This window comes from Polynucleobacter victoriensis, from assembly GCF_900187875.1.
Classification (GTDB): Bacteria; Pseudomonadota; Gammaproteobacteria; order Burkholderiales; family Burkholderiaceae; genus Polynucleobacter; species Polynucleobacter victoriensis.
The window spans coordinates 561,601-575,128 of record NZ_FYEX01000001.1 but is presented as its reverse complement, the minus strand read 5'-3'; the positions used below and the strand labels follow the sequence as shown (position 1 = coordinate 575,128).

Below are 13,528 nucleotides of genomic sequence, written 5' to 3'. Positions count from 1 at the left end.
GATTTTTAATTAACTTAAGCCTTTTTCATAAACTCGGACTTTAGCAACATGCTCTGACCATCAACTTTGCAGTCAATGTCATGGTCGCCATCCACCAGGCGAATATTCTTAATCTTGGTCCCGCCTTTAATTACTAAAGAAGACCCTTTTACTTTTAAATCTTTGATGAGCGTGACGGTGTCACCATCATTCAGTATGTTGCCGTGAGCATCTTTGTGGATGCGTTTTTCTTCAACTTCATCTTGCTTTGCTGCTTCTGACCACTCATGTGAGCAATCTGGGCAAATAAAGTTGTCGCCATCGGGATAGGTATTTTCCATGCCGCAAACTGGGCATGAAGGAATTGTTGTATTGGTCATCGTCTAATTTTAGCGCTCTAGAGCAATCATTTCGAAAAAATATGGTTAATAGCTTATTTAGGCGAAAATAGAGCTTATGAAGATTTTGATTGTTAAATTGTCCTCGCTAGGGGATGTGCTACATAACTTACCCATAGTTTGGGATTTGCGTGCAAAGCACCCTGAGGCTCAAATTGATTGGGTGGTCGAAGAGGCCTATGTTGGCTTATTGGAACCACTAAAAACAAGCCCTCAATTCAAGGGTGTTGATCGAATTATTCCGCTAGCTTTTCGTCGCTGGAAAAAGGCGCTCAAGCGAGGTGAGTTCATTCGAAGTATTCAAGAGTACATCGCTTTTAAAGCAAATCTGCAAACAACACAATACGATCTGATTATTGAAACCCAAGGTTTACTCAAGTCTGCATGGGTAACCAAATTGGCCAATCCTAAAAAAACAGCACAAGTATTTGGTTTGGCAAATCAGACAGAATTTTCTGGGTATGAACCATGGGCGCGCAAGTTTTATACAGACTCAGTGCAGGTGCCTTTTCATTGCCACGCGGTGGATCGCTCTCGCTGGGTGACTGCCTCTGCTATGGATGCGCCTGTTCCAGATCGAGTGCAATCGCCCCCTCAGTTTTATCCGCTGTCTTATGTGCAATCTTTAGTGGATGCTGCCAAATTAGGATTTGCCTCTACAAGAGTTGATCTAGGGTTTGATGTCAGCAAGCCTTATGTGATGTGCTTTCATGCCACAGCAGGTAAAAGTAAGCGTTGGAATGACGATGCTTGGGTAGCTGTGGGTAAAGCTTTGCTAGCCAAAGGCATTCAAGTTATATTGCCTTGGGGTAATGATCAAGAAAAAGAGATCAGTACTCAGCTTGCAAAAAAAATATCAGGCCATCAATTGCTGATAGGTTCTAAAGCAATTGTGCCAAACTCTTTTTCGATTGGCGATGCGTTTGGTTTGGTCGCCGGTGCGCAAATGACGATTGGCGTGGATACTGGCTTAACTCACTTATCCGCCATCTTGGGCATGCCAACCATTGAGCTGTACTGCGACTCACCTCGTTGGAAGACCGAGGGTTATTGGTCTCCTAAGATTCATAATCTGGGTGATAAGGGTCAGCCTCCATCTGCCGATGAAGTGATCGCCATCATTCAGTCAAATCTTTAATTATTTTTTATTTCATCACAAGAACATGGATTTAAGCTTGCCTACAGCAGAGCAAACTGCCCTACGCATCAATCATCAAATTGCCTCTGAAATGAGCGTGCGTCCACAGCAAATTGCTGTCTCGGTGGCCTTGATGGATGAGGGTGCAACAGTGCCTTTTATTGCGCGTTATCGTAAAGAGGTGACAGGTGGCTTGGATGACACACAACTGCGTAATATAGAGGAGCGCTTACTTTACTTAAGAGAGTTAGAAGAGCGTCGTGCTGCGATTCTGAAATCGATTCATGAGCAGGGTAAGTTAACCGATGCCTTGGTGAAAGTAATCAACGCGGCAGATACAAAGCAAGTATTAGAAGATTTATACCTGCCCTACAAACCGCGTCGCAGAACCAAGGCGATGATTGCTCGCGAAGCCGGTTTAGAGCCACTGGCCAGAAGCCTGATGGCTGATCCAAAACTCGATCCGCAGACAGAGGCCGCCAGGTACATCAACATTGAACCTGCTGCCTATGCTGCGCTCACCCCTGAGCAAATTAAAAAATCTCAAGCAGGTGAGGAGGGAGCGAAGCCCTTGGTGCCGGACGTGAGGACTGCCTTAGATGGTGCCAGAGATATCTTGGCTGAAGAGTTTTCTGAAACGGCTGAATTGTTGGCAAAGTTGCGCCACCATCTCTGGACTCAGGGCATCGTGAACTCCAAGGTCGTCGACGGCCAAGAGATGGCTGAGGAAGAAAAGTTCCGCGACTACTACGCTTACTCCGAGCCGATTCGTTTGGTGCCTTCTCATAGAGCATTGGCTTTATTCAGGGGTCGTCAATTGGGTGTGTTGCAATTGAAGTTATCACTTGAGGAATCTCAAGAGTCACTAATACCTCATCCGTGTGAGTTGATGATTGCTAAACATGTGGGCGTTGAGCAATTAGGTCGGCCTGCTGATAAGTGGTTAGCAGAGGTGTGCCGTTGGACATGGCGAGTAAAAACGTCTTTGTCGTTAGAAATGGCACTTTTTACACAATTACGTGAAGCAGCAGAAACAGAGGCGATCAAAGTTTTTGCACGCAACCTCCACGAACTCTTGTTGGCTGCACCTGCTGGACCAAAAGTAGTGATGGGGGTTGACCCAGGGATCAGGACGGGTTGTAAGGTGGCCATCGTGGATGCCACGGGCAAGCTATTGGAAACCGCCACCATCTACCCACATGAGCCTCGCAAAGATTGGAATGGTTCTCTAGCAATCTTAGGTGCGTTATGCGTCAAGCATCAGGTTTCATTGATCGCAATTGGCAACGGCACAGCCAGCCGTGAGACAGATCGTCTTGTTAAAGATTTGATGAAGTTGGTAGCAGGTAAAACAGCATTAACTTTGCAAAAAATTGTAGTCTCTGAGGCCGGAGCCTCTGTTTACTCAGCTTCAGAATTAGCAGCGCAAGAATTTCCTGATTTGGATGTATCGCTGCGCGGTGCAGTATCGATTGCACGTCGCCTGCAAGATCCTTTAGCAGAGCTTGTGAAGATTGAACCCAAAGCGATTGGTGTTGGTCAGTATCAGCACGACGTCAACCAGTTCCAGTTATCCAGAACACTGGATGCAGTAGTTGAGGACTGCGTGAACGCTGTGGGTGTGGACCTCAACACGGCCTCTGTGCCACTACTATCAAAAGTATCAGGTCTAAATGCAGGGCTTGCCAGAAATATTGTTTCGTTCAGAGATAGCAAGGGGCGCTTTAATAATCGTGAGGCATTAAAAGGGGTGCCTCGATTAGGTGATAAAGCCTTTGAGCAAGCTGCTGGATTTTTGCGTATCAGCGGTGGCGACAACCCTCTAGACCAATCATCGGTGCACCCCGAGTCTTACCCATTGGTTGAGAAGATTCTCTCTAGGATTGGTAAGCCAGTGGCAGAGGTGATGGGCGATAAAGAACTACTTAAGAAAGTCGCTGCCAATGATTTTGTGGATGAAAAATTTGGCATCGTCACTATCAAAGATATTTTGGCGGAGTTAGAGAAGCCTGGTAGAGACCCCCGCCCAGAATTCAAGACAGCAAGCTTTGAAGAGGGCGTTGAAGACATTAATCAGCTAGTCCCCGGGATGATTCTCGAGGGCGTGGTCACCAACGTCGCCGCCTTTGGTGCGTTCATTGATATCGGTGTGCATCAAGATGGCTTAGTGCATGTCTCTGCGCTGGTGGATAAGTTTGTTAAAGACCCGCACGAGGTGGTGAAGGCTGGGCAGGTCGTCAAGGTCAAGGTGCTAGAGGTTGATGTAAAGCGTCGCCGCATTGGGCTCACCATGAAGTTAAATGACGCTGCGGCGAGTGGATCATCTGGTGGAGCCAATCGATCTGATGTTGCTCGTCAAAAGGGTCACTCAACAGAGCGTGGCGATCGAGCTTCTTCTGGGTCCCCAAGGCAGGCGCCTCAGGGTAACACTGCGTTTGCAGAAGCCTTTGCAAAACTAAAGGCCAAGCAGTAAAAAAGCCAGCGACGCTGGCTTTTTAAGGTTTTGTTGATTAGTTTTTATTTAAGTAGCGCGTTGACCGCCTGTAGGTCTTCGTCGCTTAATACAGATGCCTGAGCTTTTAGTTTTAAGCCATTCAAGATTGTGTCGTAGCGTGACTTGGCTAAATCTCTGCGGGTTGTGAACAAAGTATCTTGAGCGTTTAAAACGTCAATATTGATGCGCACACCCACTTCATAACCAAGTTTATTAGAGTCCAGTGCTGATAGCGCTGATATCTCTGCAGCTTCGTAAGCCTTCACCTGAGCCAAGCCGCTCGTAAATCCCAAATAAGCCTGACGTGTTGCTTGAGCGACGCTGCGACGAGTATTTTCGTAATCAGCAAGCGCTTTGCTAGCCAGTGCAGACTTTTCACGCACCACTGATTGGGTATATCCGCCGCTAAATAAAGGGATGGTTACTTGGATACTTGCTTGGCTTGAGTACGCTCGGTAGTTCACGCCGATGCCACCGCTCTCGCTATCGTTGTAACCACGTTGTGCAATCAAATCAATGGATGGGGCATGACCGGCAATTGCGCGGTTGGTATCTTTTTGGGCAATTTCATAGGCAAGCTTGCTAGCGATGATGGTGTAGCTAACATCTTCAGCCTGTTTGATCCAACCTTGAATATCCTGATTCGGTTGAACAGCCACAGCATTTTCAATATTGATCTTGCTAGGCTTTTGATTATTTTTGAGTTTGATCTTGCGTTCTTTGGCAATGATTTCAATCTTGGCTTGTGAGCTTAGGCTCTTTAGATTGCCAATATTGCTACCAGTTAATTGTTCGAGCGCACTACGCTTAATAAGCAAATCTGCTTCTGCGGCTAACTCTTGAGCTACCACCAAGTCGTAACGAGACTGTGCCTCGTGTGTATCAGTGATGGTGGCGGTACCAACTTCGAAGTTGCGCTTTGCTTGTTCTAATTGTTCTTTGATCAAAGTCTTTTTATTGCGACTCAAATTCAAAGTATCTTGAGCATTTAAAACATTGAAGTAAGCCTCGGTGACGCGTAGTACCAAATCTTGTTCTGCAGCAGCGTATTGCGCTTCGGCAATAGATGTAGCCAAATCGCCTTGTCTAAATTGTTCCCATTTATCCCAGTTAAATAATGGCTGGGTGAGTCTCACTGACCATGCACGACTTTTGAGAGGAACTTCTGTCTCACCTTTGCGGGTGAGATTATTTTTAGTTTCGCTACCGACGGCAGTAACTTGTGGTGTTAATACAGAAAAACCTTGCCACAGTTTTTCTTTGCCTGCGATGTAGTTGTACTTCGCTGAATTAAATACAGGATCACTCAAAGCTGCCTGACGATATAGGGTCAGTAAATCACTTTCTTGAGTAGATGTAGCGTTGGCTGTTGCTACTACTTTTTGATCAGTCGGGTCTGCCGCTAGACTTGAAAAGCTAGCTGTTGAGCTAGCAAGCGCTATGGCGATTGCTAGAACCATCTTCTTTTGGTTTGGTTTGGTTGCCGACTTATTCACTGTATTTAATTTCATGAATCTCATTTTGCACCAAAGTGCTTGATTTTGCAGAAAACAGACCTGGTTTAGAAACTAAATGAGGCAGTTTTAACTTTGGCAGAGGTCAAGTTTGGTACCAAGGTCTCAAACAAGATGTTTTCTGTGAAATTTGTGGCATTCAGGCGTGTGACCAAGACGGCATTCATGACTGGTGCTTCGCCAATGAAGGCTACTAAACGACCGCCAATCGCTAACTGTTGCTTCAAACCTTCATATAAGCTTGGCATGCCACCTGATACGCAAATGATGTCGTAACTCTGATCTCCCCAACCGGTATAAGCATCACCTACCTCAACGGTCACATTGGAAATATAAGCTCTTGCTAAGTTGGACTTAGCAAGAGTCACCATCTCAGGATCAATATCAACCGATGTTACTGATTTAGCGTGAGCTGCTAAAAGTGCCGCCATATAGCCTGAGCCAGCGCCAACTTCTAAGGCTTTTTCTGTTTTCTTGGGCTTAAGAGCTTGTAAAAGGCGTGCTTCCATTTTTGGCTCTAGCATGACTTGGCAGGGATTCTTCGCGCCTGGTAGCGGTAGCTTCGTGTCAATAAAAGCCAATACCTTTTGATCAGCACTCACAAAGTTCTCGCGAGGAATTTGATGAAGGGTGCCAAGAACGTCCAAATCATCCACCTTCCATGGGCGAATTTGTTGTTCAACGAGTTTGTAACGAATCGCTTCAAAATCTTGGCTCATGCTTCTTCCTATTCAGTATGGGCGGTTAGTTTTACTTATTATTGCCAGATAAAACTTAGTGCTTTGGCTTAAATAAACGAATTTCTTCATTTTACTGGGTGGGGCAAGATTAAATTCATTTTTTGCAGCACAATTAGGAAATTGTTGATTTAACTTAAAACCCTTACCTTCATTTACTTTTGTACTATTGGCGCATGCAAAAAATAATTAATTCAATCGCAACATGGATGAGGCCCCTTCGTTCTGCATTTACTCAACATGCATGGGTACGCAGAGTGATTTATGTGGCGGCAGTTTTGATATTCCTGGCTGTGGGTTGGAAGCTCTTGGCAGGTGCCTTGGGTTGGAATGATCCTCAGTACAAAACAGTCACTGTTGAAGAAGGCCCCTTGTTGGTGACAATTAGTGCCAGCGGCACTCTGAATCCTGTTAAGTCAGTGCAGGTGGGTACCCAAGTCTCTGGTATGTTGCAAGAGATCTATGTGGACTTTAATGATGTGGTCAAAAAAGGTCAGGTCATTGCGCGCATCGATGCCCGTGAATGGCAGGCGCGTTTTGAGCAAGCCGAAGCCAATTACGTCTTGGCTAACCGCAACCATGAAAACAACAAAAGGCTTTTAGAGAAGAATTTTATTTCTCAGGCGGCGGTTGATCAAACCTTGAGTGCTTATAAAAGTGCCAAAGCTGCCATGGCGATGGCTAAAAAAGCGTTGGACGATACAGTGATTCGTGCGCCGGTGGATGGGGTGGTGGTTAAGCGTAGTGTTGAGCGTGGCCAAACGGTGGCGGCGAGCTTGCAGGCGCCCGAGTTATTCATCATCGCTCAAGACTTGTCAGACATGCAGGTCGAGACTGCGATTGATGAGTCCGACGTGGGGCGCATTACTGAAGGCATGACTGCTAGCTTTACAGTCGATGCATTTCCAGGTCGCGTATTCCAAAGCAAGGTCAAGCAGGTGCGCAAGGCACCTGTGAGTATTCAGAACGTGGTGACCTACACAGTCTTGCTCACCGCTGAAAATCCAGATTTGAAATTACTACCAGGTATGACAGCCAACGCATCGATTATTACTGAGCAAAAAGAAAAGGTATTGCGCATCTCGAACGCGGCGCTGCGCTTTAAGATGCCAGAAATGATTGCTGGCCTTGAGTCAAATAAAGCAGCAGATAAGTCGGTGAACACCTCGGCCAACAATTCTGCAGCTGGTACTACTAATAAGCCAGAGGGGGCCAAAGATCGTCCAGCCAAAGGAATGAGAGAAGGCGGTAAGCCCTACTCGGGCGCTCAAAGACCAACAACACGCAAAGTCTGGGTGTTGGAAGACGGTGGTCTTAAACCAAAGCCTGTGCAGAAAACAATTCGTGTTGGCATGAGCGACGGCGGTGCAACCGAGGTGCTACCTGATCAAGAGGGTAACTACGGCCTCAAAGTGGGTGACCAGGTAATTGTTGGCTCGAGCACTAAAGCTGGAGGTTCATCAGCTACTCCCAAGGTCACTGGCCCAAGATTGTTCTAAAGCACTTTAATAAGTCACGTCCTTTCAATCTCTCTATGGCCCTCATCGAAACTCGGCACCTAGTTAAAACCTATGGCATGGGCGAGCATGTGGTGCATGCCTTGGATGACGTGTCGATTGACATCAATGAGGGTGAGTTTGTTGCCATTGTTGGAGCATCCGGATCTGGTAAATCGACATTTATGAACATGATGGGTTGCCTCGACTTACCGACCAGTGGTAGCTATCACTTGGGCGGTGAAGATGTTGCTGCCATGGACGGCGATGCGTTGGCAGATTTACGCAACCGCCGCATTGGTTTTGTTTTTCAGCAGTTCAATCTGCTGGCCCGTACCTCTGCCATCGAAAACGTGGCACTCCCTCTCTTATACGCTAGACAAGGCCCTCTCGCGGGGCTAACCAAAGAAGAGCGCTACGAGCACGCTAAGCAACGCTTAGAGCAAGTAGGTTTAGGCGCGCGCTTATTAAATACACCTGCTCAGTTATCGGGCGGTCAGCAACAGCGAGTCGCCATTGCTAGGGCTTTGGTCAACGACCCTGATTTGATTTTGGCAGATGAGCCCACAGGGGCATTGGATTCAAAAACAAGTGCTGAGGTGATGGATTTACTCACTCAGTTAAATAAGCAGGGTATGACGGTGATTGTGGTCACTCATGAGCCTGATGTGGCCGCTTATGCCAAACGCACCATCACGTTTAAGGATGGCAAGTTATTGTCAGGCGGTGTTGCATCATGAACTTGCCCATCGCTCTTCAAGCTCTCAAAGTTAACAAGTTACGCTCTGCGTTGACGATGCTAGGCATCATCATTGGTGTAGCAGCAGTCATTGTCATGATTGCAGTAGGCAGTGGTGCGCAAGCCAGAGTCAAAGAGCAAATTGCCGGGTTAGGCTCAAATCTCATGATTCTTTGGCCAGGTTCTGTCACGACAGCCGGTGTGCGAGGTGGCACAGGGACAGCGCAAACTCTTGTTGAAGATGATGCTTGGGCGGTGATGCGCGAAATACCAGAAATACAAGTAGCTGCGCCAACCCATCGGGGTAGCGGGCAAATCGTTTGGGGTAACACCAACTGGTTGGCAGCGATTGTGGGGGCCACGCCGGAGTACTTTGAGGCGCGTGACTGGAATTTGGTGAGTGGCCGCATGTTCGAGATGGGAGAGCTAACTAGTTCAGGCAAAGTGGCGATCATCGGTCAAACAGTGGCACGAGAACTTTTTGGTGAAACAGATCCGGTTGATCAAATCATTCGCGTGCGTGGCGTGCCGTTTACCGTGATTGGACTTTTAGAGAAAAAAGGCCAGAGCATGATGGGGCAAGATCAGGATGACATCGTCATCATGCCGCTATCAACCGCGCGCAACAAAATATTTGGCGCGCTGCAGGGGCGCATCGGTCGTGTGAGCTCCATCTTTATCAAGGCGCACGACGGCGTTGACATGACAGTCGCTGAAGATAAGGTCAGGGATTTACTCAGGCAGCGTCACCGCTTAGGCCCCAATGCGCCCGATGACTTTTCACTGCGTAACTTGACAGAAATATTGCAAGCTCAAGAGGCGGCCAGCAAGGTCATGTCCATCCTATTGGCAGCGGTTGCTTCGGTGAGCCTATTGGTAGGTGGCATTGGCATCATGAACATCATGTTAGTCTCTGTGACCGAGAGAACCCGTGAGATTGGCTTGCGTTTGGCAGTCGGTGCCAGAGGTAAAGATATTCTGTCTCAGTTCTTGGTTGAAGCCATCACCTTATCCACCATTGGTGGGGTATTGGGCATTCTCTTGGGTGGCCTAGGCACGTGGCTAGTTGCTGAGTTAGCTGAATGGCGAGTAGAGCTGTCAATCTTGTCGATCATCTTAGCGGTTGGCTTTTCCGCAGTAATTGGCATTTTCTTTGGATACTACCCAGCGCGCAAGGCATCAGCCATGCAGCCAATACAAGCTTTGAGGTACGAGTAAAAAATCATAAGAATCTCGAGGCAATTCGAGTAACTACTCAAAACTCTCATCAAAATGAGAAAAAAGCTATTTGAGGTGTGTATAAAAGTGATCGCTAGCTTTATGATGCGCACATGGATATTTACTTAATTCTTAAAGCAGTTGTCTTAGGTCTTGTTGAAGGCCTCACAGAGTTCCTCCCGATTTCTTCGACTGGTCATTTGATTTTGGTGGGTGACCTGCTTAACTTTAATGATGACAAAGGCAAGGCCTTTGAAGTCATTATTCAGTTTGGCGCCATCTTGGCAGTGTGTTGGGAATATCGTCAAAAGTTAATAACCGTGGTGACAAGTATTGGCTCGAGAAGAGCATCCCAGCGTTTTGCCATGAATGTCATTGTTGCCACGATTCCAGCAATTACCTTGGCACTGTTATTCGGCAAATACATTAAGAGTGTGTTGTTTTCCCCAATACCTGTAGCCTCTGCTTTCATTGTGGGTGGTTTGATTATTTTTTGGGCAGAAGCTCGTCAAAAGAAAATTGAGCAAGGTGAGACCAATCAAGTCTTATTCACTCAGTCGATTGAGAACGTAGATGATTTGCGTTGGCGTGACGCTCTAAAAATTGGCTTAGCCCAATGTGCTGCTTTAATACCTGGGACATCTAGATCGGGAGCAACCATTATTGGCGGCATGTTATTTGGTTTACCTAGAACCGTTGCTACTGAGTTCTCTTTTTTCTTAGCAATTCCAGTGATTGCGGGAGCTACTTTGTATGAGTTGGTGAAACTGCGCCATGTGTTGGGTGAGACCTCTTCGGCAAGCTTTGGACCAGCCTTAGGCATTGGTTTTGCTGTTTCGTTTGTATCAGCTTTTGTGTGTATTCGTTGGTTAATTCGTTATGTAGCCACGCATGACTTTAAAGTCTTTGCCTGGTACCGAATTATTTTTGGCGTATTGGTGTTAGTTACTGCGTGGAGCGGTCTAGTGAGCTGGACTCATTAAAAATATTGGTTTGGCTCACGCGACTCTGTTGCGGGTCGCGTACTTTGCGATTAGCTTGCAACATCGTGCCATCCACCACGGCGCCACTCGCAATATTGAATGAGTCTGAGCTGATGTCGCCGCGCACTACGGCGCTATCAGATAAAACGATTAACTCTTTAGCAAAAATGTTGCCCAGAACAGTTCCAGCAATATAGGCTCTGTGGCAATGAATATTCCCGGTGACCACTCCAGTAGGGCCTACTGCTATGCTGCAAGTATGGTCATCAGCTGGTTCTAGGTTGCCAAAAATCTTTCCGTCAATGCGGATGCTGTCATGCACAGTCATGCGGCCGTGTATCTGAGAGCTTTTACCCACTAGGGTGTCAAAACTCTCCATGCCTTGAGGAAGTTCTTTTTTCTTCTTAAACAAAATATGACAAAAATAAAATGATTGTCATAATTATAAGGGATTAGCTCTTGGGCTAGGGCTAAGAACTTGAAAACCTAGCTAGCCATTCCCACGGCAAGACTAAAATAGCCGGCATGTCAGAAAATAAATCACCTAAGCCAGCAGAGACGCCAAGATTGCGCACTCGTTTTGAAGATGCCCAAATTGCTGTTGAAGCAGGAGCAGAGTCGGCTAATTATTTACACCGCATCAAATCCTTTGTTTTAAGAACAGGTCGTTTAACTGCTGGACAAGCTCGGGCGATTGAAACATTAGGGCCTCAATTTTTATTGCCCTACACTGGTGAAGGAATTGATTGGCAAAAAAGCTTTCATCAGGATGGCAACAATCGAGTAGCCACTTCACCTAATCGCACCAAAATCCTAGAGATTGGTTTTGGTATGGGGGAAACAACTGCCAAGATTGCTACCGCACGACCAGGTGATGACTTTTTAGCCATTGAAGTTCATGAGCCGGGTGTTGGTGCTTTACTCAAGACCATTGGTGAAGAAGGAATCACTAATTTGCGCCTCATGAGACATGATGCTGTTGAGGTTGTTGAAAATATGATTCCCGAAGGCTTTCTGGATGGTGTACACGTGTATTTTCCAGATCCTTGGCACAAAAAACGCCATAACAAACGTCGTTTGATTCAACCAGAGTTTGTTGCTTTATTAAGTAGTCGAATTAAATCAGGTGGCTACTGGCACTTGGCCACTGACTGGCAAGAGTATGCAGAGCAAATGATGGAAGTGTTATCTGCTGAGCCAACGCTTATCAATACAGGAACTTTGCCTAGTGGATATGCAGAACGTCCAAGCTATCGCCCAGTGACTAAGTTTGAAAACCGTGGCATCAGACTAGGTCACGGTGTTTGGGATTTGGTGTTTCGTAAAAAATAATTCGAAACAGAAATAATCACGAATATAAATAATCTAAAAAACTTAGATTAGTTTAATTACAAGCCCAAACACACGTATTTCATTTCTAGGTACTCTTCGATACCCCAAACACTGCCTTCTCTGCCAAGGCCAGATTGTTTTACGCCTCCAAAGGGCGCCACTTCGTTAGAAATGATTCCTGTATTGACGCCGACCATGCCAAATTCCAAGGCTTCAGCCACTCGCCAAATGCGACCAATGTCTCTGCTGTAAAAGTACGACGCTAGACCATATTCACTATCGTTGGCCATCTGTATGACTTCAGCCTCAGTGTTAAATGGAATTACGGCAGCTACAGGACCAAAGGTTTCTTCTTCAGTGATCAGCATGCCTTTTTTAACGCCAGATAAAACAGTTGGCTCATAAAAAGTGCCACCTAGCGCATGGAGTTTGCCACCGATGACCAACTGAGCCCCTTTTTGGATGGAATCTGCGACATGAGACTTCACCTTATCAACTGCTTGTTGATCGATCAGCGGCCCTAATTGGCTGCCAGGTTCTAGGCCAGGGGCGACTTTTATTTTCTTGGTGGCTTCTGCCAATTGTTGAACAAAGGCGTCGTGCAAACTTTCGTGAACATAAAAGCGGTTAGTGCATACGCAAGTTTGCCCTGCGTTGCGGTACTTAGATTGGATGGCTCCTTCAACAGCCGCATCAAGGTTGGCATCTTCAAAAACAATGAATGGCGCGTGTCCACCTAATTCCAAGGCTACTTTCTTAATTGTGGGAGCGCATTGTTCCATCAGAATCCGACCCACTGGTGTGGATCCTGTGAAAGATAGGTGTCTAACCACGGGAGACGAGCAAAGCGCTTCTCCAATTGCTATGGAGTTAGTGGCATCTGCTGTCACTATATTAATAACGCCATTTGGGATGCCAGCTTCTTTTGCTAACTCTCCTAAAGCCAATGCTGATAGTGGTGTCTGCTCAGCGGGTTTGATGACAATGGTGCAACCTGCCGCAATCGCAGGAGCGACCTTGCGGGTGATCATGGCTAACGGAAAGTTCCATGGAGTAATTGATACGCATACACCGATGGGTTGTTTAAGCACCATCATTCTCTTATCTGCCCATGGACTGGCTGGTACCGCCCCCATGACACGTTTGGCTTCTTCTGCGAACCATTCAATAAAAGAGGCGGCGTAGATAACTTCACCTTTCGCTTCTACCAAGGCTTTACCTTGTTCCTCAGTCATGAGTTTGGCTAGGCGATCAGCGTCTCGGTTGATGAGATTAAACCAGCGTCTCATGATGGCGGCGCGCTCTTTGCCAGTTTTGGTTCGCCAAATTGGTAAGGCACTCTCAGCTTTTTGGACTGCTGCTAGAGCATCAGCAGGGGTCATGTTCTTAACTTGGGCAATGACTGCTTGATTGGCAGGGTTGGACACGCTAAATGTTGAGGGGTTCATTCTGTCTCTTGGGGTTTTGCAGTTATTGTCTATTTGGTCTACTTTTTTGTTA

General features: G+C 46.6%; 12 protein-coding genes. 7 read left to right on the top strand and 5 right to left on the bottom strand.

Annotated elements, in window-relative coordinates:
• Window positions 1-14 precede the first annotated feature (14 nt).
• A complete protein-coding gene (locus CFR83_RS02990) occupies window positions 15-359 on the bottom strand; it encodes a zinc ribbon domain-containing protein YjdM (RefSeq protein WP_088812492.1) in 345 nt (114 codons plus the stop codon).
• Between the two features lie 76 nt (window positions 360-435).
• Here CFR83_RS02990 and waaC point away from each other — a divergent pair, with 76 nt between their 5' ends.
• Entirely contained in the window at window positions 436-1,515 is a 1,080-nt protein-coding gene (gene waaC, locus CFR83_RS02985) for a lipopolysaccharide heptosyltransferase I (RefSeq protein ID WP_088812491.1), read from the top strand.
• A 25-nt stretch (window positions 1,516-1,540) separates the two neighbouring features.
• Complete coding sequence (locus CFR83_RS02980; RefSeq protein ID WP_088812490.1) at window positions 1,541-3,988, top strand: Tex family protein; 2,448 nt, start codon at window positions 1,541-1,543, stop codon at window positions 3,986-3,988.
• Between the two features lie 44 nt (window positions 3,989-4,032).
• Here CFR83_RS02980 and CFR83_RS02975 read toward each other — a convergent pair whose 3' ends face one another.
• Together CFR83_RS02975 and CFR83_RS02970 are read right to left on the bottom strand one after the other, a co-directional pair.
• Window positions 4,033-5,520, bottom strand: a complete 1,488-nt coding sequence (locus tag CFR83_RS02975; RefSeq protein WP_243383328.1) for a TolC family protein — start codon at window positions 5,518-5,520, stop codon at window positions 4,033-4,035.
• A 50-nt stretch (window positions 5,521-5,570) separates the two neighbouring features.
• Window positions 5,571-6,242: a protein-L-isoaspartate O-methyltransferase family protein gene (locus tag CFR83_RS02970; protein ID WP_088812489.1), complete on the bottom strand. Its 672-nt coding sequence runs from the start codon at window positions 6,240-6,242 to the stop codon at window positions 5,571-5,573.
• A gap of 194 nt (window positions 6,243-6,436) precedes the next feature.
• Here CFR83_RS02970 and CFR83_RS02965 point away from each other — a divergent pair, with 194 nt between their 5' ends.
• The 4 genes from CFR83_RS02965 to CFR83_RS02950 all read left to right on the top strand — a co-directional run bounded on the left by CFR83_RS02965 (window position 6,437) and on the right by CFR83_RS02950 (window position 10,696).
• Entirely contained in the window at window positions 6,437-7,759 is a 1,323-nt protein-coding gene (locus CFR83_RS02965) for an efflux RND transporter periplasmic adaptor subunit (protein WP_088812488.1), read from the top strand.
• Between the two features lie 35 nt (window positions 7,760-7,794).
• Window positions 7,795-8,496, top strand: coding sequence for an ABC transporter ATP-binding protein (locus CFR83_RS02960; RefSeq protein ID WP_088812487.1), 702 nt, complete (start codon window positions 7,795-7,797; stop codon window positions 8,494-8,496).
• Window positions 8,493-9,713, top strand: coding sequence for an ABC transporter permease (locus CFR83_RS02955; RefSeq protein WP_088812486.1), 1,221 nt, complete (start codon window positions 8,493-8,495; stop codon window positions 9,711-9,713). Before CFR83_RS02960 ends, CFR83_RS02955 begins: the two co-directional genes overlap by 4 nt.
• A gap of 113 nt (window positions 9,714-9,826) precedes the next feature.
• Entirely contained in the window at window positions 9,827-10,696 is an 870-nt protein-coding gene (locus CFR83_RS02950) for an undecaprenyl-diphosphate phosphatase (RefSeq protein ID WP_088812485.1), read from the top strand.
• Here CFR83_RS02950 and CFR83_RS02945 read toward each other — a convergent pair.
• Entirely contained in the window at window positions 10,659-11,108 is a 450-nt protein-coding gene (locus CFR83_RS02945; protein ID WP_133062454.1) for a bactofilin family protein, read from the bottom strand. The two genes, CFR83_RS02950 and CFR83_RS02945, sit on opposite strands and share 38 nt — an antisense overlap.
• A 113-nt stretch (window positions 11,109-11,221) precedes the next feature.
• Here CFR83_RS02945 and trmB point away from each other — a divergent pair, with 113 nt between their 5' ends.
• Complete coding sequence (gene trmB, locus CFR83_RS02940; protein ID WP_088812483.1) at window positions 11,222-12,028, top strand: tRNA (guanosine(46)-N7)-methyltransferase TrmB; 807 nt, start codon at window positions 11,222-11,224, stop codon at window positions 12,026-12,028.
• Between the two features lie 56 nt (window positions 12,029-12,084).
• Here trmB and CFR83_RS02935 read toward each other — a convergent pair whose 3' ends face one another.
• Complete coding sequence (locus tag CFR83_RS02935) at window positions 12,085-13,476, bottom strand: NAD-dependent succinate-semialdehyde dehydrogenase (RefSeq protein WP_088812482.1); 1,392 nt, start codon at window positions 13,474-13,476, stop codon at window positions 12,085-12,087.
• Between the last annotated feature and the right edge of the window lie 52 nt (window positions 13,477-13,528).